Origin of the sequence: Faecalibacter bovis (assembly GCF_017948305.1) — a bacterium.
Lineage (GTDB): Bacteria > Bacteroidota > Bacteroidia > Flavobacteriales > Weeksellaceae > Empedobacter > Empedobacter bovis.
In genome coordinates, this window is record NZ_CP072842.1 from 2,182,933 (window position 1) to 2,203,277 (window position 20,345).

Annotated in this window: 15 protein-coding genes; 13 read left to right on the plus strand and 2 right to left on the minus strand. The window is 30.7% G+C overall.

The genetic code is table 11. From position 1 onward, the window contains the following. Position 1: 1 nt before the first annotated feature. Positions 2 to 1,021, minus strand: coding sequence for a tRNA (adenosine(37)-N6)-threonylcarbamoyltransferase complex transferase subunit TsaD (gene tsaD / locus J9309_RS10555; protein WP_230475842.1), 1,020 nt, complete (start codon positions 1,019 to 1,021; stop codon positions 2 to 4). A gap of 188 nt (positions 1,022 to 1,209) precedes the next feature. Here tsaD and J9309_RS10560 point away from each other — a divergent pair, with 188 nt between their 5' ends. The 7 genes from J9309_RS10560 (at position 1,210) to J9309_RS10590 (ending at position 13,175) form a co-directional block, all read left to right on the plus strand. Further along, positions 1,210 to 5,661: a translocation/assembly module TamB domain-containing protein gene (locus tag J9309_RS10560; RefSeq protein ID WP_230475843.1), complete on the plus strand. Its 4,452-nt coding sequence runs from the start codon at positions 1,210 to 1,212 to the stop codon at positions 5,659 to 5,661. A gap of 213 nt (positions 5,662 to 5,874) precedes the next feature. Next, positions 5,875 to 6,345, plus strand: a complete 471-nt coding sequence (locus J9309_RS10565) for an Lrp/AsnC family transcriptional regulator (protein ID WP_230475844.1) — start codon at positions 5,875 to 5,877, stop codon at positions 6,343 to 6,345. Positions 6,346 to 6,379: 34 nt separating this feature from the next. Next, complete coding sequence (locus tag J9309_RS10570; RefSeq protein WP_230475845.1) at positions 6,380 to 7,081, plus strand: NUDIX hydrolase; 702 nt, start codon at positions 6,380 to 6,382, stop codon at positions 7,079 to 7,081. A gap of 11 nt (positions 7,082 to 7,092) precedes the next feature. After that, positions 7,093 to 7,578: a hypothetical protein gene (locus J9309_RS10575; RefSeq protein ID WP_230475846.1), complete on the plus strand. Its 486-nt coding sequence runs from the start codon at positions 7,093 to 7,095 to the stop codon at positions 7,576 to 7,578. A gap of 167 nt (positions 7,579 to 7,745) precedes the next feature. Beyond that, positions 7,746 to 9,161, plus strand: a complete 1,416-nt coding sequence (locus J9309_RS10580) for an L-serine ammonia-lyase (RefSeq protein ID WP_230475847.1) — start codon at positions 7,746 to 7,748, stop codon at positions 9,159 to 9,161. A gap of 247 nt (positions 9,162 to 9,408) precedes the next feature. Next, a complete protein-coding gene (locus tag J9309_RS10585; protein WP_394369301.1) occupies positions 9,409 to 11,361 on the plus strand; it encodes a DEAD/DEAH box helicase in 1,953 nt (650 codons plus the stop codon). 116 nt (positions 11,362 to 11,477) lie between these two features. Next, positions 11,478 to 13,175 carry an AMP-binding protein gene (locus J9309_RS10590; RefSeq protein WP_230475849.1) on the plus strand — a complete coding sequence of 566 codons (1,698 nt, stop codon included), beginning with the start codon at positions 11,478 to 11,480 and terminating at the stop codon, positions 13,173 to 13,175. Positions 13,176 to 13,205: 30 nt separating this feature from the next. Here J9309_RS10590 and J9309_RS10595 read toward each other — a convergent pair whose 3' ends face one another. Further along, the gene (locus tag J9309_RS10595; protein ID WP_230475850.1) at positions 13,206 to 14,924 is read right to left on the minus strand and encodes a tetratricopeptide repeat protein; all 1,719 of its coding nucleotides are present in this window, start codon (positions 14,922 to 14,924) and stop codon (positions 13,206 to 13,208) included. Between the two features lie 396 nt (positions 14,925 to 15,320). Here J9309_RS10595 and J9309_RS10600 point away from each other — a divergent pair, with 396 nt between their 5' ends. From J9309_RS10600 to pyrH, 6 genes are read left to right on the plus strand one after another with little or no spacing between them, the layout of a single operon-like run. Continuing rightward, positions 15,321 to 16,319 carry an LLM class flavin-dependent oxidoreductase gene (locus J9309_RS10600; RefSeq protein ID WP_230475851.1) on the plus strand — a complete coding sequence of 333 codons (999 nt, stop codon included), beginning with the start codon at positions 15,321 to 15,323 and terminating at the stop codon, positions 16,317 to 16,319. Beyond that, on the plus strand, positions 16,319 to 16,816 hold the full coding sequence (locus J9309_RS10605; RefSeq protein ID WP_230475852.1) for a hypothetical protein: 498 nt from the start codon (positions 16,319 to 16,321) through the stop codon (positions 16,814 to 16,816). Before J9309_RS10600 ends, J9309_RS10605 begins: the two co-directional genes overlap by 1 nt. 39 nt (positions 16,817 to 16,855) lie before the next feature. After that, positions 16,856 to 17,827, plus strand: a complete 972-nt coding sequence (locus tag J9309_RS10610; RefSeq protein WP_230475853.1) for a polyprenyl synthetase family protein — start codon at positions 16,856 to 16,858, stop codon at positions 17,825 to 17,827. 4 nt (positions 17,828 to 17,831) lie between these two features. Next, complete coding sequence (locus J9309_RS10615; RefSeq protein ID WP_230475854.1) at positions 17,832 to 18,818, plus strand: GSCFA domain-containing protein; 987 nt, start codon at positions 17,832 to 17,834, stop codon at positions 18,816 to 18,818. Next, positions 18,812 to 19,579, plus strand: coding sequence for a TatD family hydrolase (locus tag J9309_RS10620; protein ID WP_230475855.1), 768 nt, complete (start codon positions 18,812 to 18,814; stop codon positions 19,577 to 19,579). The genes J9309_RS10615 and J9309_RS10620 overlap by 7 nt, the downstream gene beginning before the upstream one ends. A gap of 49 nt (positions 19,580 to 19,628) precedes the next feature. Next, a complete protein-coding gene (pyrH, locus tag J9309_RS10625) occupies positions 19,629 to 20,339 on the plus strand; it encodes a UMP kinase (protein WP_230475856.1) in 711 nt (236 codons plus the stop codon). Positions 20,340 to 20,345 lie beyond the last annotated feature (6 nt).

Below are 20,345 nucleotides of genomic sequence, written 5' to 3' on the forward strand. Positions count from 1 at the left end.
CTTAAATATGGTATTTAGCTACAGATTTTGCTGTACGATCTGTAAATAAGTTACGTTCAAATTTTAATTGTCCTACAATCGCAATCATAGCTGCATTGTCAGTAGTATATTCAAATTTTGGAATAAAAGTTTTCCAACCAAATTTTTCCTCACCTTCTTTTAAACGAGCTCTAATTTCTGAATTTGCAGAAACTCCACCAGCAATTGCAATTTGTTTGATACCAGTTTCGTCTGAAGCTTGTTTGATTTTTGCCATTAAAATATCTACAATCGAACGTTGAATTGAAGCACATAAATCATCAAGATTTTCTTCAATAAAATTTGGATTTCCTTTTACTTCTTTTTGTATAAAGTATAAAATAGACGTTTTAAATCCAGAAAAACTAAAATTTAAACCATCAATTTTAGGTTTAGCAAATTTGAATTTTGTTGGATCACCAATTTTAGATTTTTTATCGATAATTGGACCCGCTGGATAAGGTAAATTTAAAATTTTACCTGCTTTATCAAAAGCTTCGCCGGCAGCATCATCAATCGTTTCACCTAAAATTTCCATGTCTAAATAATCGTTAATTTTTACAATCTGTGTGTGTCCACCACTAACTGTTAAACATAAAAATGGAAAAGTTGGTTTTACATCATTTGCATCCTCTATAAAATTAGCTAAAATATGTCCTTGCATATGATTAACTTCAATTAATGGAATGTCTAAACTTTGAGAAAAAGATTTTGCAAAACTTCCTCCAACTAACAAAGAACCCATTAATCCTGGACCTCTGGTGTAAGAAATTGCTTTTAAATCTTCCTTAGAAATATTTGCCTGTTTTAAGGCTTGATCCACTACAGGAACTATATTTTGTTGATGTGCTCTGGATGCTAATTCTGGGACTACGCCACCATATTCTTCGTGCACTTTTTGACTTGCAACAACATTTGATAATATTTTGTTATCTAGTATGACTGCTGCTCCTGTATCATCGCAAGAAGATTCTATGGCTAAAATGTAGTTTTTATCGCTCATAAACCCTTGTAGAATAAAATTTATACTTATTTTTACACTGCAAATATCGTAAAATTAAACCATTGAAAATAGTCAGAAGATTAGGAAGAGTAATTTTAGTATGTATCATATTCATACTGACACTTTTATTGTGTGCTTCTATTGCGATTCAGGTCCCTGCAGTTCAATCAAAAGTTGCAAAATTTGCAATGGAAAAACTAAATAAATCTCTTAATACTCGAATGTATGTTGATTCGGTTGATATAGATTTTTTTGGTAAAATATATTTAAATGATATTTCTATTAAAGATGATCGTGATTTAGATTTTATCACAGGACGTCAATTACAAACTTCATTAAGTGTTTGGTCTATTATATCAAACCCTGATTATATAAATCTTAAAGAGGTTAAATTAGTAGAGCCTAATATACAGGTTATCACATACAAAGGTGATTCGGTTAGTAATTTTATCAAATTTGTAAATGGTTTTAGTTCTGATAAACCAAAAGATCCAACACGAATTTTTAAGTTAGATGGTGATTTTTTTATTAAAAATGGTAAGGTTTCTATCATCAATCAAAATTCAGGAAATGTTTGGCTTAAATCTCATAATCTTCAGTTGCATATTTTAGATTTTAAATTAGTTGGAGGTGATATTACCGGTGAATTAGCTAATTTTTGTTTTGAAGCAGAACGAAATGGAGAGAAGTATAGCGTGAAAAATTTTACCGGAAAAGTTCATTATTCGGATAAAGAAATTCGTGTTGATAATTTGAACATGCGAACAGCAGAATCTGTTTTACATGGTCATTTATTAATGAGCTATAAACAACCTTCCGACATGTCAGATTTTAATAATAAAGTTTTCTGGGATGTTTTCTTTGATCGTGGTTCGGTTATAAATTTCAAGGATATACGATATTTTACAAATTTATTTGACAAAAATAATTCAGTTGAGGTTTATGGTAAAGTGGATGGAACTTTAAATAATCTAAATTTTAAGAATTTTGAACTGAAAGGTGGCGATAATTATATTGGTGCAAATCATTTGAATTTGACTGATATGATGAATGGTTCATTGCTGAAAATAAAAACTAATAATCTTAAAGCGAATACATCTTATCAAAAATTAACTTCGTTATTACCGACTTTTGTTTCTACAAAAATTCCAGTTTTTATTCAACGTTTCGGAAACATGAATTATCGTGGAGATTTAATGTTAAATCCTTCTACGATTTCTATTGATGGTTACGCGATTACGGCTTTGGGAGATGCAGATGTTAAGGCGGAATTAATCAATTATAAAAATCCAAAATCGATGTTGTATTCTGGTACAATCGATGCTAAAAATCTAAACATTCAGCAAATTGCAGATGTAAAAGATTTAGGATATGTAAGTGGTAAATTTAAATTTAACGGAGCAGGAACAGACATTGCTAAAATGAAATTAGATCTTGATGGTGGCTTACGCTACATAGATTTAATGGGGAAACGTTACAATAATATTACGGTTGATGGTGAGATAAAAAATAACTCGTTTAACGGTCTTTTTGATATTAAAGATCCAAATCTTAACGCTCAATTAAATGGTAGAATAAACTTTAGTGGTAAACCGTATGATTTTGATTTTACTTCAAAAATTAGAGAAATTAATCTTGATTTCTTAGGTATAACTAAAAACATGAAAGCGGTTGTTCGTGGTGACGTTACTGGAGATTTTTCGTTAACTAACCTGAATGATTTACGTGGAAATATTGATTTACGAAATGTTTATTTCAGATCAAAAAAAGACACCATTAGTTTCGATCATATTACATTAAATTCTGTCGTTGATGGGAATCGTAAAATTATGGATCTAAATGTACCAAATTACATGAATGCCACAATCGATGGGAAATTTAAGGTAACGGAAGTTGTTAATGTGATTAATAATTCATTGGTTCCGTTAGTTCCATCGTTTAAACAGAAAAAGGTTAGTCCAGGTCAACAATTTAATTTTGATGTTTACGTTGAACAAAATTTATTAAGTTATTTTGATGAGTCCATTAAAATTGAACCTGAAACACGTATTCAAGGTTTTATTGATTCGGATCAAAATAAACTAGATGTTAAGTTAGATACGCCTGGGATTTCTTATGCTGGAATCGAACTGTTTCAGTCAAAAGTTAATCTGAATACATTAGAAGAGACAAATAATTTAAACGCAAAAATAGATAGTTTAAAAGTTAGTGGAATTACGATTAAGGATATTGACATTCGTTCAATTCCTAAAAATGATACATTATTAGTTGAAACTGATTTTAAGATTGGTGATTTAAATCCAGTTGATTTTAATTTAAATCTTTATCATACCGTTTCGGATAAAAGAGAATATTACATTTTTGGTTTTTCACCGTCAACAATTACGATTGATTCGACAAAATGGAGTATCAATCCGAAAAATGATCGTCAGTCAAACCGTATGATTTTAAATCCTGTGAAAAAATCATTCATGGTTCAGGATTTGGTTTTAGAATCGGATGATCAGCATTTAGATATTACAGGAGTTTTCTATGAAAAAGAAAATTTCAACTTTAATGCAAACTTTAACCAGTTACATTTAGATAAAATTATACCTAAAGCACTTTTAGGAAAACTAGAATTAGAAGGTATTGCTAATGGTCAAGTTAATGTTGTTCGCACAAAAGAAAAATTAGAACCGACCTTACAAACTACTGTTTCAGGTTTAGAATTGAATAACTTTTTACTTGGAGATTTATCTTTAAATGGGGGGTATAATATAGAAGATAATCGTTTCAACTTTGATTTAAGTTTACTTCGTGAAAATATTGAATCTGTTAAAGCTAACGGAGATATAATCAATAAACCATCTGGTCCTGAACTTGATATTTATGCAAATTTAGATGACTTTCACGTTGATTTCTTAGAAGGTTTCTTAGGTTCAGTTTTCTCTAATATGCGTGGAAAAATGTCAGGAGATGTTCATATCGATGGTCCATTAACTTTGCCAAATTTAAATGGTGATTTAGTTGCAAAGGATTTAGGTATGAAAGTGAATTTCCTTGGTGTGGATTATTTATTTGAAGGAGAAAATAGTTTGTTCGTTTCCAAAGAAGGTAATAGACAAGGTATTATCATGTTAGATGATGTAAAAGTGAAAGATACAGCATTTAATACGACTGGTGTTGTCAATGGTGCGTTGCTTTTCCGTAATATTAGCGAATGGGGTTTAAACTTACAATTTGACGCTGATAATCTATTGGTCATGAACACAACAATCAAGGATAATGAGTTGTTTTATGGTAAAATATTTGCACAAGGGGATGTGTTAATGATGGGGCCGGTAGATCAATTAGGAATCTACGGTAATGCAACAATTGTAGGAAATTCCGAATTAACGATTAATACAGGTAGTACAACCATCGAAAGCGAAAGTAATTTAGTTCGTTTCGTTCCTGATCAAACGGTTTTAGTTGCTGATAAAATTGAAAATCGTATCAAAGGTATGACGATAGATTTGTCGATTAATGCATATCCTAATGCGCAAGTTAATTTAGTATTTGATGCGGCTACAAACGATAAGGCTTCAGCTCGTGGAACAGCCGAAAATCTTAGATTCTTGATGAATAATACGGGTCTAAGTTTAACTGGAGTTTATAATATTGAAAGCGGAATTTATGAATTCCGTCAAATACCTTTAATTCCAAAAGATTTTAAAGTTGCAAAAGGTTCTGCAGTTCAGTTTTCTGGAAATCCGATGGATGCTACACTTCAAATTCATGCAATTTACGAACGTAGTGTTTCAAATGTTGGGGATTATTTAGGAATTGGATTTTCGCAAATTTATGATACTGAATTATCAATAGATATTACAGAAACTTTAGCTAAACCACAAATTGATTTCGGACTTACGTTACCAAATGCAGGATCAGATATTAATTCTCAGTTGCAATCAAAGTTTCGTTCAAATCAAGAAGAGCAAATGATGCAATTCTCATATATCTTACTTACTGGTAAGTTTGGAGATGCTTTAGATATTACTTCAGGAGTTACAAGTACGGCTGCCGATATTGGTTTGTCAACTATTGCAGGTATGCTTTCATCTATTATTAATGGAGTAAATATCGATTTAGAATACGTTGGTGGAAGTCAGCAATCTGGTACTAATGACAAGTTAAGATATTCTTTAAGTTATCAGATTAACGAACGATTACGTATTCGTGGAGCTTACGGGATGGCTGTTAGAAATCAGTATGTAGAAAATTTTGATGGTAATCTTGACTTAACTTACGATGTTTCAAAAGCTAATAATGGTTCTTTAGTTTTAAATGCTTTTACAAAGCCAACTACTTTTGGGATTCAGCAATTCACCGGTAATTCGATGATGAACCAAAGTTATGGTGCAGGTATTACGTACAATGCTTCGTTTGATAATTTCAGAGAATTTATCGGTGAAAAACATCAGAAAAAAGAAGCTAAAGCTATCATTAAAGCAAATGCTGAAGAAGTTACTCCTGTAAAAAAAGATACTATAAAAGAGAACAAACCTGTTTCTTTAAATGATTCTTTATCTGGACATCCAGTTTCTAAAAACAAAGAATCTAATCTCAACGAAGAAAAACCTAAAAAGGCCGGAAGAGGACTCGTTAGAATGCGATAAAAAAAAAGAGTTTATTGTTGGTTAGACAATAAACTCGCGCAAACAAACAAAAGTGATTAGTTCTTAATAAATTAGAACTTCAATTCAACAAATCTAAATATATTAAATAAATCATTAAAAATAATTTTGTCCCTTGTGAGTATTATTTATATTTTTGCTAAAAATTAAACTGATTTTTTGTTAAAATAATAATAATAGGCAAAAACAAGGAAAATGAATTACGTAATTGATGAAGTTGATAAGAAGATTTTAATGTATTTAATTGATAATACAAGAATGCCTTTTACAGAAATAGCGAAAAAAATGAATGTTTCGGCAGGAACTATTCACGTTCGTGTAAAAAAATTAGAAGAAGCAGGTATTATTAAAGGAACTACACTAATTACTGATTATGATAAAATGGGATACCAGTTCGTTGCTTATGTTGGTTTACTTTTAACGAAGACAAGCAAAACTCAACGAGTGATTGATGAGTTATACAAAATCCCTAACGTAACAGTTGTTCACGTTGTTTCAGGAAAATATAATATTTTTTGTAAAATTCGTGCAAAAGATACTGGTGATGCAAAAGAAGTTATCTATAGAATTGATCAAATTGATGATGTTTTAAGAACAGAATCTATGATCTCTTTAGAAGAGTCATTTAATGACAAAAATAGATTGATGCATTCAATTTTTCAGTAAAATTTTAAGGAATCGTATTTAACCTAATCCACAAATGACAGCAGAAGAAAAAGATATATTCTTTCAAGTTGCACTTTGTTCAAGTCTTGTTTTATTTGGATTTGACGGTGATGAACTTAAAGTTTTAGTGTATAAAAAGGCTAGTGAACCTTTTAAAGGTGCTTTAGTTTTACCAGGAAAGTATATTGCACCAGATGTTAGTAACGATCAGGCAATTCACGAATTACTTACAGAAAAAATTGCATACAACGAACACGAAACTTATATCGAGCAGTTAAAAGCTTTTACAAAAGTTTTCCGTAATCCTATGGGGCGTGTTGTAAATGTTGCTTATTATGCTTTGGTAAAATTAACTCCAGAAATTGAGGAAAAAGTTAAAAATCAAGGTGGTGAATGGTTCCCTTACGACAGAGTTCCTGATCTTGCATTTGATCATAACGAAATTATTCAATACGCTAAAGAACGTGTTAAACGTAGAGTAAAACGTCGTCCAGTAGGATTTAACCTTTTACCAGAAGAATTTACGATCGCTCAATTACAAAGTCTTTATGAAAAAGCTTTGAATAGAGAATTAGATAAACGAAATTTTCGTAAAAAGATTTTCAATTCAAACTTAATTATAGAAACGGGTAATACAACTGATCCAAAACTTCACCGTAAAGTGTCTAAATTATACCGTTTCGATGAAGAGAAGTATGAAAAATTAAGTTTAAAAGGTTACGATTTCCTTTTCTAACAGTAAGAAATATGACACATAAAGAAAGTCAAAATCAAGAAATCGAAAGAGACGATATTTTTGACAGAAGTAATTTAATTAACCAATCAAGAGAATCTAGTCACGCCATTCATGAAGGTAACGGGAAATCTCTTTGGTTTAAATTAATGTTTTACTTCATGTTATTTGTAGTAGGAAGTTTAATTTATCGTGGATATGTTTTATACTCAACGAATGATTATTTATTCCGCTCGTTTTTAAATGAAGATGCGCCAGAAATGCCTCAGTGGTATCCAATTACAACGTTGGTTTTATCAATTTTAGCATTGGTTGGATTGTTTTTAACGTATGCGTTCAAAAAAATAGGTCCAATCTTAGTTGTAGCAACTTTATTTATTTCTGCAACAGTTCAGCCAGAATTTATGGCAGACGGAACCTTATATACATTGTTTGCGTTATTCGTATTCATTGGATACGGTTTAGCAGTAATTTATCCTTATTGGCATAAATTTAAATAGAAATATATTTTCAAAAGAAAAACACCTTTCAAACGAAAGGTGTTTTTTTTATTTAATAATAATTCTTAATTATTTTTTCATTTTAATTAAAAATTTTACCTAGATATTTTCTATGTTGAAAATCCAATTATCTTTGTTAAAGGAAAAAATATAAAACAAACAGAATTATGGAGTGTATCTCGGTTTTCGATATGCTAAAGATTGGTATTGGCCCATCAAGTTCACATACTTTAGGTCCATGGCGTGCTGCTGAACGTTTTATAAAAGAAATAAAAGCTGCAAATATTTTTAATAATGTCAATAAAATAAAAGTTGACCTATACGGTTCATTATCATTAACTGGTAAAGGTCACGCAACAGATTTTGCAGTCATGTTAGGCTTGTCAGGCGCTGATCCTGAGTATATTCCTGTAGAGGATATATCTAATGTTATAGATCAAATTAAAATAACAAATTTATTAAAATTTGGAAATGAAATAGATATTAGTTTCAATCCAGAAACCGATATTGTATTTAATAGAAATTTTTTACCGTTTCATGCAAATGGTTTAAAATTTACTGCATTTACAGATGATCAAGTTATAGAATCTGTATTTTATTCAATTGGGGGTGGTTTTGTTACAAAGGAAGAAGATGATAATAATATTACATCAGACCAAGGAACATTCCCATACTTATTCAATAATTCAAATGAGTTATTAGAGTTTTGTAATCAACAAAACAAATCTATTTCTGAAATCATGTTTGAAAATGAAAAATCATTAAGAACTGAAGAAGAAATTGATCGTGAATTAATGCGCATTTGGAACACGATGTTAGAATGTATGTACATTGGTTGCCATACAGAAGGGATTTTACCTGGAGGTTTGAATGTAAAACGTCGTGCTTATGATATGCATCTAAATTTAAAAGGTGCATTACCTTACGAAACGCCACAGGAATGGTTACAAACTATTCGTAAAACAAAAGTGTATTTCCGCCAAATCCTTAAATGGGTTTCTTGCTTTGCATTAGCCGTTAATGAAGTAAATGCTTCATTAGGTCGTGTTGTTACAGCACCTACAAACGGAAGTTCAGGAGTTATACCTGCTGTTTTGATGTATTATTTAGTAATTGAAAATCACAAAGCAGGTGAGAAGGAAATTAAACAATTTCTAACGACTGCTGGTGTTATAGGTTCAATTTTCAAAAAAGGAGCAACAATCTCAGCAGCGATGGGAGGTTGTCAAGCAGAAATTGGAGTATCTTCTGCAATGGCAGCAGCAGCTTTATGTGAATTGATGGGTGGAACACCTGCGCAGGTTACTATGGCAGCAGAAATTGCAATGGAACACCATTTAGGATTAACGTGTGATCCGATTGGTGGTTTGGTTCAAATTCCTTGTATAGAACGTAACACAATGGGAGCTATTAAAGCGATTAATGCGGCTGAACTTGCTCTTGATACAGATCCTTTAAATGCAAAAGTACCATTAGATAAAGTTGTAAATACAATGTGGGAAACAGCGAAGGATATGAATAATAAATACAAAGAAACTTCTGAAGGAGGTTTAGCAGTTGCAGTAAATATTGCAGATTGTTAATTTTTGCTCAGAAATCATATAAAGTTAGGGAATATAGAAAATAGTTTTTTAATTCAAATATATTCCTTAACTTTGCACAGCTTTACATAAGGGTAAAGTACGGATGTAAAAGAATTCATTTAGGGATTTTTCGGCTGCTCAGCCATTTAATTTTATTCTTTCATATCTGTTGGTTATAATATAATATTAAAATAAACCGAGATATGAAAAACATAAATGAATTTTCATGCTCGGTCAATTATCTAACATGATTACATTCAAAGAATTAGGTCTTCAAGAAAACATTTTAACTGCAATTGAGGCGATGGGATTCGTTACTCCATCTCCAATTCAAGAAAAAGCAATTCCACAAATTTTAACTTCTGATCAAGACGTTATTGCTTTAGCACAAACAGGTACAGGAAAAACTGCTGCGTTTGGATTACCAATCTTAAACAACTTAGACAGTTCATCTCAATCAGTTCAAGCTATCGTATTATGTCCTACTCGTGAGTTATGTTTACAAATTGCAAAAGAGTTAGAATCTTTTTCTGCAAACATGAAAGGGGTACGTATCCAAGCAGTTTATGGAGGTGCTGATATCTCTAAACAAATTAAAGGTTTAAAAGATAATCCACAAATCGTTGTTGGTACACCTGGACGTACAATGGATTTAATTAAACGTAAGGCTTTAAAAATTCACGATATCACATGGACAGTTTTAGATGAAGCTGACGAAATGTTAAACATGGGATTCCGTGATGAAATCGATTCTATTTTAGAGACTACACCAGAAGAAAAACAAACTTTATTATTTTCTGCTACAATGCCAAGCGAAGTTCGTCGTATTGCATCAGAATACATGCACAACCCGATTGAAATCGCAGTTTCTAAAGTTAACACAGCATCTAAAAACATCGAACACCAAGTTTTCTTAGTTCGTGCTTCAGATCGTTACTTAGCTTTAAAACGTTTAGCAGATTATTACCCAAATATTTACGGTATTGTTTTCTGTAGAACTCGTCGCGAAGCGAAAGAAGTTGCAGACAAATTAATGCAAGATGGTTATAATGCAGATGCATTACACGGAGATTTATCGCAATCTCAACGTGATCACGTAATGGAGAAATTCCGTAACCAAAATATCCAAATCTTAGTTGCGACTGACGTTGCTGCTCGTGGTATTGACGTAAACGAATTAACTCACGTAATTAACTACAACTTACCAGATGATCCAGAAGTTTATGTTCACCGTTCAGGTCGTACAGGACGTGCTGGTAACAAAGGGATTTCTATCATTATCTCTAACAACCGTGAAGGACGTAAGATTAAAGAATTAGAAAGAATTATCTCTTCTAAAATCGAGCAAAAAAATGTTCCTTCAGGACAAGAAATTTGTGAAAAACGTTTATTCAACTTAATGGAGAAAATCCAAAATATTGAAGTAAACGAAGAGCAAATTGAGCCTTACATGGCAACAGTTAATGAAAAATTAGCAGATTTAGATCGTGATGATTTATTAAAGCGTTTCGTTACTGTAGAATTTAATTCATTCTTAGAATACTACAAGGATTCTAAAGACATCAATACAGATTCTAATGATAGAGAAAGAGGTGATCGTACAGATCGTCGTCGTGGAGGAAGAGATTTCACACGTTTCTTTATTAACATTGGACAAAAACAAAACTTACGTGTTCCTAACTTAATTGGTTTAATTAACGAACAAACACGTAACCGTAACATCGAAATCGGAAAAATTGAAATCTTACGTAATTTCTCTTTCTTCGAAGTTGATACACAATTCGAATCATTAGTAATGGAATCATTTGCTAATTCTCAACGTGATGGTGTTGATTTAGATGTTCAAATTTCTAAACCAGAGCCAGGTCGTGACGGAGGATCTCGTGGAGGTGATCGTCGTGGAGGCGGAGGTTTCCGTGGTGGTGATCGTCGTGGAGGATCTCGTGATGGTGATCGTCGCGGAGGATCTCGTGATGGAGGATTCCGTGGATCTCGTGATGGAGGATCTCGTGGAGGTGAACGCCGTGAAGGTGGATCTCGCGATGGAGGATTCCGTGGTTCTCGTGATGGAGGATCTCGTGGAGGTGAACGCCGTGAAGGTGGATCTCGCGATGGAGGATTCCGTGGTTCTCGTGATGGAGGATCTCGTGGAGGTGAACGCCGTGAAGGAGGTTTCCGTGGAGGACGTAATAGAGATTAATCTCTAATTATATAAATTTATTAAAGATGGCTTTATTAATAAAGCCATCTTTTTTTATTATAATATGTTGTGATAAAGAATAATTATTATATTTATTATTCAAAATCGCAAAATAAATGATAGAATTACAATTATTTACAACTATTAGGGACAAAATAGATAGTGAGGATTATAAGGATCTGCACAATATTCCACTTTCTAAACCTAAATATTTTAATTGGGTTAGAGATGTTTTTGAACCTTATAATGTTCAGCAATTAGGTAATCAAATTGGATTAATTTGGAGGTATAATAATTTAGAAGAGAAATTTACATTTAAAGAATTATCAAATCTAAGTAATCAATTTTTAAATTATTTAAGAAAAAATGGAGTAGGGGAAGGTGATAAAATGATTTCTCAAATTCCATTGTTGCCATGCTCATGGATTAGTTATTTAGCATCTATTAAAGGAGGATTAATAATTATACCAGCAGCAGTTACATTAGAAGAACGAGATTTAAAATTCCGTTTTGAGTCTGCTTTTCCAAAGGTAGCATTAGCTGATCAAGCAAATGCTGAGAAAATTGATAAAGCAGAATCATATTTCGAAGATAAAATAAAAATCAAAATAATTTCTGAAGGTACAAGGGATGGATGGGTTTCCCTTGAAGATGTATTTGTAGGAGATACATCAGCGGAAGCAGCAAATACAAAAGCGGATGATAATTTATTTTATTTTTTTACTTCTGGAACTACGGGAATGCCAAAAGTTGTTGTTCATACGCATTATTCTTACCCATTTGGCTCATTCACAACATCGTCTTGGGTTGGAATGAAAAAAGGTGATGTTCATTATAATATATCGCAACCAGGTTGGGCGAAATTCTTTTGGAGTTCATTTTTTGCACCATGGAATATGGGAGCGACAATTTTAGGATTTCATTCAGATCGTTTTGTCGCAAAAGATCAATTACAAGCTTTAGAAGATTATAAAGTAAATACATTTTGTGCTCCGCCAACAGCTTTACGATCACTTATCTTAGAAGATTTATCACAATATAATTTTAATTTAAGACAATGTGTTGCGGCAGGAGAACCCTTAAATCCAGAAATTATTGAAGTATGGAAAGAAGCGACAGGAATTACAATTCGTGATGGATATGGACAAACAGAAACAACAGCATCAATCGTAAATTTACCTAATGATGATGTAAAATATGGTTCTATGGGTAAACCAACATTTCTTTATCATGTAGTTATAGCTGATGATGAAGGGAATGAAGTTTCTGTAAATGAAGAAGGAAATATTTGTATAAAATATGATGAAAATGTAATTAATGGTGTTTTTAAAACGTATTTGATTCAGTTAGATAAGATGAAAAAAGTTTTTAAACACGGTTTATATTATACAGGAGATAAAGCTTACAAAGACGAAGACGGATATGTATGGTTTGTGGGACGTGATGATGATGTAATAAAAGCTTCAGATTTTAGAGTTGGACCCTTTGAAGTTGAAAGTGTTTTATTAGAACATAATGCAATTGTAGAAGCTGCCGTAGTTGCAAGTCCACATACAACTAGAAGTGCTGCCGTTAAAGCATTTGTTATCCTTAGTAAAGATTATACACCTTCAAAGGAATTAGCAGAAGAATTGTTTAGATTTAGTGAAGATAATTTGGCACGCTATAAAATTCCAAGAATTATACAATTTGTGGAAACATTGCCAAAAACTATATCAGGTAAAATAAGAAGAGTAGAACTTCGTGCTAACGAAGCTTTAGCCAAACATAACAAAGAAGAGTTAGAAAATGAATTCTATCATTCTAAATATTAAAAGAAAAACCAATCATTTGATTGGTTTTTTTTAATCCTCATATTTAAACAGATAATCATAAGATTCTGGAAATTTTTTTCGTAACCTTTGTTTGGCTTTCTTTATTGCATCTATTGTAACACCTAATAATTGAGCAGTTTCTGAATTACTTAAACCTAATTTTTGTAGAAAAATAATTCGAAGGTTAGAATCTGTCAAATTAGGATAATTTTCCATTAGAAATTCATAATAATCATACTTTTCATTGATAAAAGTTTGTTTAAAAGCTAACCAGTTTTCTTCTGTCATTAAATGTGAGTTTAATAACTTATTCAGCTCCCCTTGTTTCTCTTCTAAATAAGAAATTTTGGAATCTCTAATATTATTAATTTCATATTTTAAATCATCAATCTGATTATTTTTTTCTGATAAATACGTTTTGTAAGAATTTAAAGTTTTGTGTGTTTGGCCTAATTTTTTCTCAGATTTTAGTTTTTCAACTTGAAGTTTTAAAACCGTATTTTCGTATTCTGACCTTTGTCTTTTTAATCTTTTTCTATAATTAAAAATGATAAATAATATTGTAAGTATTAATATTATTGAAATTAAAAGTAAAGTTTTATTCGCTAAAGATTCTTTTTCAGATTTCGCAATTTCAGCTTCTAATTTGTAATTAATATTTTCTTTTTGCACTTGCCAATTGATCGTACTAATCACGTCAATACCATTATAATTGGATAATTCATCTTTTAAATTACTTAATTCTCTCCTAAGCTCTAGTTCCTTATTTGTGTCATTATTTTTTATCGCTATTAAAAGTAAAAGTTCATTAATTTCAAGTTCGTAGCTTTTTAAATAATCTTTTTTTGAAGCATATACATGGGCTTGATACAAAATTTCATAAGCATCGCTATAATTTTCTTGATCCATATAAACTTTTCCAAGTAAAATTTCAGCATACATCGTATTTCTCTCGTCATTATTTCTTTTAGAAATTTTAATATCTTCCTTTAAGAATTTTATAGCTTCCGGATATTTTTTCTGAATTTTATAAATATTTGCTAAATCTCCTAATGACTTTGCGTATCTTATTTCATCAATATTTTTTTTCGAATAGATCATTGTTTTAAGGAAATAATCTTTCGCTTTTTCAAGATTACCTGTATTTAAATAATGATGACCAATTGCATTTAAAATATTGGCGTATTCTTTAGAAGTATTCGATGTATTATTTAATGCTCTGTTTAAATAATCTATCTCTTTTTGTTTATCATTTACAGCTCCAAAATAGAACCCATTTCTTTTTAATATATCATTAGCCAGGAAAATATTTTGATCTTCAGTGGCATCCAAAATTCTTGAAGATTCAATAAAATACGGAAATGCTTTTGTGTATTCACTGTAAGTGTAGTAGTAAAATCCGTATTGAGTATTTACCCACGCAATTATATCATTTTCATTTAACTTTTTTGATGACTTTAGAGCATCTTCAAATAATAAATTTGAAGTCGGATTGATATTATCATTTAATCTTGAATTTAGATTTGCTAATAATACTTTATAAATTATATCAACCTTTTCTACATTTTTAAAATGGAAATTGTTTTTTAAAAGTGTGAAATTTTCTCGTAACTGAACTGAATCTGATATATTTTGGTTATCAGAAATTATATTTTCATAATATTTCTTTTCTTCTTCGTAATTCTCTTTCGTACATGATAATAATATGAAGAGTAAAATGTAAAATATATATTTAAACTTTGTTAGCATTTTTTTATATTAATTTAACTTAAGTTTATAAAAATCAATATTTTGAGTTTTATAAATTCAGTAAATAAATTATTTTTTATTAATGTGTTAAATTACAAATAATAGTCATTTAAACAATTGAAAATCAGTTTTTTTTGATGTCCACCCTAATGTCCACCCCTTAAATAATTTATTTTTTTTGACTGTATTATATATTTGTGAAGTAATTAATGAGCACTTATAAATAGTTTAAATATTTATTAATTACAATCTAACTAACTATTCTTAAAACTAACTTTTAGTAATTCTAATTTACTAACTAATAACTTAAACCTAGAATTCCCTTGTCACAACAAGGGAATTTTTTTATTATTACCAGCTAAAAACTTCTTAATTTAGTCCTTTAAATGAGGATGGATGGAGAAACTTAAAAATATAAAATATTCAGTTTTAGATTTAGCAGTTATAAGACAAGGTGATTCTTTAAATGAAACTTTTCAGCATACGTTAGAATGTGCTAAAGTTGCAGAAGACTTAGGATATACAAGGTATTGGCTATCTGAACATCATAACATGGAAAATGTTGCGAGTTCTGCAACATCTATTTTAATTGGATATGTTGCAGGTGGAACGACAACGATTCGTGTTGGTTCTGGTGGAATAATGTTACCGAATCATACGGCTTTAAATATTGCTGAACAATTTGGAACTTTAGATGCCTTATATCCAAATCGAATTGATTTAGGTCTTGGGCGTGCTCCAGGAACGGATCAATTAACAGCCTCAATCCTTCGTCGTGGGGAAGGTTTTCATCAGTATAATTTCGAATTAGAAATAAAAGAACTTCAACGATATTTTTCAACAGATAATTGCAATAATAAAGTCAGAGCTATTCCGGGCGAAGGTGCTCATGTTGATTTATATATTTTAGGTTCAAGTACAGATAGCGCTTATTTGGCCGCTAATTTAGGTTTGCCTTATGCTTTTGCGGGACATTTTGCTCCACAACAATTTTATGATGCAATAGCAATTTACAAAAGTCATTTTAAACCTTCTAAGTTTCTTTCAAAACCTTATATTATGGTTTGTGTAAATGCCATTGCAGCTTACTCAGATCAGGAAGCGCATTATTTATCGATGACAATGTATCAAAGTTTCCTTAATATTATTTCAGATCGTAGACAACCGATTGTTCCACCAGAAGAAACGAATTTACAAGATTGCACAGATCATCAAAAACATATATTAAAAGGGATGACCGCTTTATCATTTATTGGTTCTCGTTCTACGTTGCATGCTCAATTCTCGGATTTTGTAAAGAATACAGAAGTTGATGAAATTATTGTGAATACAAATATCTATAATCAAAAAGCGAAGCGTAAGTCTTATCAAATTATTAGTGAATTGTTTAAATAATGAAAAAGAGAAAATCATTTTCAAAATTTGATTATTTTTTAATGCTTTTTGAAGAGTTTAAAGATCAATTTACGTTGGTTATAATTCTTAATTTGCTAATAATCTTTGTTTCAATTCAATTGGATTTTTTGTACAATCAATTCTATCTATTTTCTTCGTTCAAAGATTATTTTAATGAATTTTCTCTTCAATTTAGTCTGAATGAATTTTTTAAAATCTTAGGTTATATTTATCTTTTTGCAACCTTTGTGCATTTCGGTATTTATAAGAAAAATGTAAAATTACTATTCTATATCAATAGTATAATTTTAATAATTGTTACAACATATGTATGGAGCATTCCAACTTTAGATAGTATTTTTCTAATTCTTGAGAAGGGCCACATATTTTTTATCCTTGCACTAATTGCTCAGTTTGTTGTTTATATGGTTATAGGAAATGAATTTTATAACCTAATCAAAAAAAAGATAAAAAAAGTAGAAATCAATCATTCTTAATTATATTTGCCAAAACTTAATTTTTACACAAATTAAACTATGAGTTCATTAGATAAATTTCACAATTTAGTTGCACAAGGATTACAAGAAAATTCTTTAATCAATTCACCAAAAGAATTGTACGAACCAATGGATTATATCCTAAATATCGGTGGTAAACGTATTCGTCCGGTGATTGTTTTATTAGGTGCAGATTTATTTGATGGAGATTTACAACAAGTTATTAAGCCTTCCTTAGCTGTCGAGTTTTTCCATAATTTTACATTAATGCATGACGATATTATGGACGATGCTCCTTTACGTCGTGGTAAAACTACAGTTCACGAGCAATATGGTGTTAATACTGCGATCCTTTCTGGTGATGCATTATTGATTAAATCGTATGAAATGTTAGAAGATTTAGAACCTGAATTATTTAAAAAGGTGACTAAATTATTTACGAAAACTGCAAAAGAATTATGCGAAGGTCAACAATGGGACATAAATTTTGAAACTCAAACCAATGTATCTTATGAAGATTACATTAAAATGATTTCTTTCAAAACTGGTGTTTTAGTTGGTGCGTCTTTACAAATAGGTGCTTTAATTGCTGGAGCAAACGATGAAGATGCTGAATTAATTTATCAATATGGTCTTAATTTGGGAATTGCGTATCAATTAAAAGATGATTATTTAGATGTTTTCGGAAATTTAGAACATTTAGGTAAAAAACATGCCGGCGATATCTACGAAAACAAGAAAACGATTCTTTACATTTCTGCATTAGAAGCTGCAAATAAAGAGGAGCGTGACGAATTATTATTCTGGTATAATATGAATACAGATAATATTGATAAAGTTTACGCGGTGGAGAAAATTTTCAGAAAACTAAATGTAAATAAGAAGCTTTCAACTTTAATACGCGAATACACAAATAAAGCTCATCAATTTTTAGATAAGATTAATGTTGCCGACGATAAAAAGGTTTATTTACGAGAATTAAGCGAACTTTTAATTGACCGTCAAGGGTAAGCAAATGAAATTCAGAACAACTTTTCAGCTTCCACAATCTACTTTTAAGATTAATCATCAGCATAAAATACTGACAATAGGTTCGTGTTTTTCTGATGAAATGGGAAATCGATTAGTTGAACTAAAATTTGATGGATTAATTAATCCGTATGGAATAATTTTTAATGCTTATTCCATTCAAAATTTAATTGAAAGAAGTATTCAAAAAAGATATTTTACAATAGATGATGTACATCAAAATGGAGAACAATTTTTCTGTTTTGATGTACATTCTTCATTTAATGCACTTTCAAGTGAAGAAATTTTACTAAATCTAAATTCAACTGTAGATCGTGTTCATAATCAAATTCATAATTGTGATGTTTTTATGATAACACTTGGAACTTCTTGGGTTTATGAAAGAAATGATACATCAGAAATTGTTGCGAATTGCCATAAAATTGATGCGAAACAATTCAAAAAAGTTTTACTTACCACAGAAGAAAATTTTAAATCTTTAGATTTAATCGCTTTCCAAGTCACGAAAATTAATCCAAACATTAAAATTATTACGACGGTTAGTCCTGTTCGTCATATAAAAGATGGAATGGTTGAAAACAATGTAAGTAAAGCCAGATTAATAGACGCATTGTATCAATTGGATTTAAAATACGAGCAAGTTGAATATTTTCCTTCTTATGAGTTGGTTTTGGATGATTTAAGAGATTATCGTTTTTACAAAGAAGATTTAATTCATCCAACAAATCAAGCAATAGAATACATTTGGGAGAAATTCGGTGAAAAATATTTTGATGAATCTACTCAAACTATTATTCAGAAGATTAATAAAATTAAAAATGCTTTAAATCATCGTCCTTTTTATGAAGAATCAGAAAGTCATCAAAAGTTTTTGTCAAAAACTTTACAGATGATCAATGAATTAGACAAAGGCAATTCAATCGATTTTGAGCAAGAAAAACAATATTTAAGTACAAAGATTAAATCATGTTAATTGATACACATACACACCTTTACTCTGAGCAATTTGCTGACGATATTACAGAAGTTATTGCTCGTGCGAAAGAAAATGGTGTAAAACGATTTTATTTACCAGCAATAGATCAATCGTACACAGAAAAGATGTTAAATTTAGAAGCACAATATCCAAATGAAATGTTTGCGATGATGGGCTTACATCCATGTTCGGTTCATCCAGATACATTAGAGTCAGAAATGGCTCATGTGCGTGAATGGATTGATAAAAGAGATTTTAAAGCCATTGGCGAAATCGGGATTGATTTATATTGGGAAAAAGCGTTTTTAAAAGAGCAACAAGATGCTTTTAAAACGCAAATTGAATGGGCAAAAGAAAAAGATTTGCCAATTGTGATTCACTGTCGTGATGCTTTTAACGAAGTTTTTGAAGTTTTAGAAGATGTGAAAGACGATAAGTTATTTGGTATTTTTCACTGTTTCTCTGGAACCAAAGAAGATGCTCAACGCGCGATAGATTTTAATTTAAAATTAGGAATCGGAGGTGTCGTTACTTTCAAAAATGGACAAATTGATAAATTTTTGAATGATTTTGATATCAAACACATTGTATTAGAAACAGATTCGCCTTATTTAGCACCTATTCCGTACCGTGGAAAACGTAATGAATCTAGTTATTTAAAGTACATTTCTGAAAAGTTAGTTGATATTTATCAATTGACACCGAATGAAATCGCAGAAATTACAACAAAAAATGCATTAGATATATTCGAACGTTAGTAGAATAGTAAGAGATAAATTATATTTGCAAAAGAAAACCTTTGAAATAATGAAATACAAAAGAGTACTACTTAAATTAAGTGGAGAGGCACTAATGGGAGATTTACAATACGGAATCGACCCAAATATGTTAAAACAATACGCGGATCAAATCAAAGAAGTTATTGATTTAGGATGTGAAGTGGCAATCGTAATTGGTGGTGGTAATATTTTCAGAGGTGTACAAGGTGTTGCATCGGGTATGGATCGCGTTCAAGGTGATTATATGGGAATGTTAGCAACTGTAATTAACAGTATGGCATTACAAGGTGCTTTGGAAGACGCTGGTTTAATTACACGTTTACAAACTGCAATTCGTATGGAGCAAATTGCTGAACCATTTATCAAACGTAAAGCAACTCGTCATTTAGAAAAAGGTCGTGTTGTAATTTTTGGTGCTGGTACAGGTAATCCATACTTTACAACAGATACAGCGGCTGTTTTACGTGCAATTGAAATTAATGCAGATGTTATTTTAAAAGGTACTCGTGTAGATGGTATTTACACTGCAGATCCAGAAAAAGATGCTACTGCAGAGAAATTTAATACAATAACTTATCAAGAAGTTTACGATAAAAATTTAAAAGTAATGGACATGACTGCCTTTACTTTAAGTGAAGAAAATAATTTACCTATCATTGTGTTTGATATGAATACTAAAGGTAACTTAAAAGCATTAATCGAAGAAGGGAACGTTGGTACTCTTGTAACAAATAATTAAATCCAA

Coding starts and splice junctions, on each gene's coding strand:
- tsaD (WP_230475842.1), bottom strand. CDS start 1,021: ATGAGCGATAAAAACTACATTTTAGCCATAGAATCTTCTTGCGATGAT.
- J9309_RS10560 (WP_230475843.1), top strand. CDS start 1,210: ATGGAAAAACTAAATAAATCTCTTAATACTCGAATGTATGTTGATTCG.
- J9309_RS10565 (WP_230475844.1), top strand. CDS start 5,875: ATGAATTACGTAATTGATGAAGTTGATAAGAAGATTTTAATGTATTTA.
- J9309_RS10570 (WP_230475845.1), top strand. CDS start 6,380: ATGACAGCAGAAGAAAAAGATATATTCTTTCAAGTTGCACTTTGTTCA.
- J9309_RS10575 (WP_230475846.1), top strand. CDS start 7,093: ATGACACATAAAGAAAGTCAAAATCAAGAAATCGAAAGAGACGATATT.
- J9309_RS10580 (WP_230475847.1), top strand. CDS start 7,746: ATGGAGTGTATCTCGGTTTTCGATATGCTAAAGATTGGTATTGGCCCA.
- J9309_RS10585 (WP_394369301.1), top strand. CDS start 9,409: ATGATTACATTCAAAGAATTAGGTCTTCAAGAAAACATTTTAACTGCA.
- J9309_RS10590 (WP_230475849.1), top strand. CDS start 11,478: ATGATAGAATTACAATTATTTACAACTATTAGGGACAAAATAGATAGT.
- J9309_RS10595 (WP_230475850.1), bottom strand. CDS start 14,924: ATGCTAACAAAGTTTAAATATATATTTTACATTTTACTCTTCATATTA.
- J9309_RS10600 (WP_230475851.1), top strand. CDS start 15,321: ATGGAGAAACTTAAAAATATAAAATATTCAGTTTTAGATTTAGCAGTT.
- J9309_RS10605 (WP_230475852.1), top strand. CDS start 16,319: ATGAAAAAGAGAAAATCATTTTCAAAATTTGATTATTTTTTAATGCTT.
- J9309_RS10610 (WP_230475853.1), top strand. CDS start 16,856: ATGAGTTCATTAGATAAATTTCACAATTTAGTTGCACAAGGATTACAA.
- J9309_RS10615 (WP_230475854.1), top strand. CDS start 17,832: ATGAAATTCAGAACAACTTTTCAGCTTCCACAATCTACTTTTAAGATT.
- J9309_RS10620 (WP_230475855.1), top strand. CDS start 18,812: ATGTTAATTGATACACATACACACCTTTACTCTGAGCAATTTGCTGAC.
- pyrH (WP_230475856.1), top strand. CDS start 19,629: ATGAAATACAAAAGAGTACTACTTAAATTAAGTGGAGAGGCACTAATG.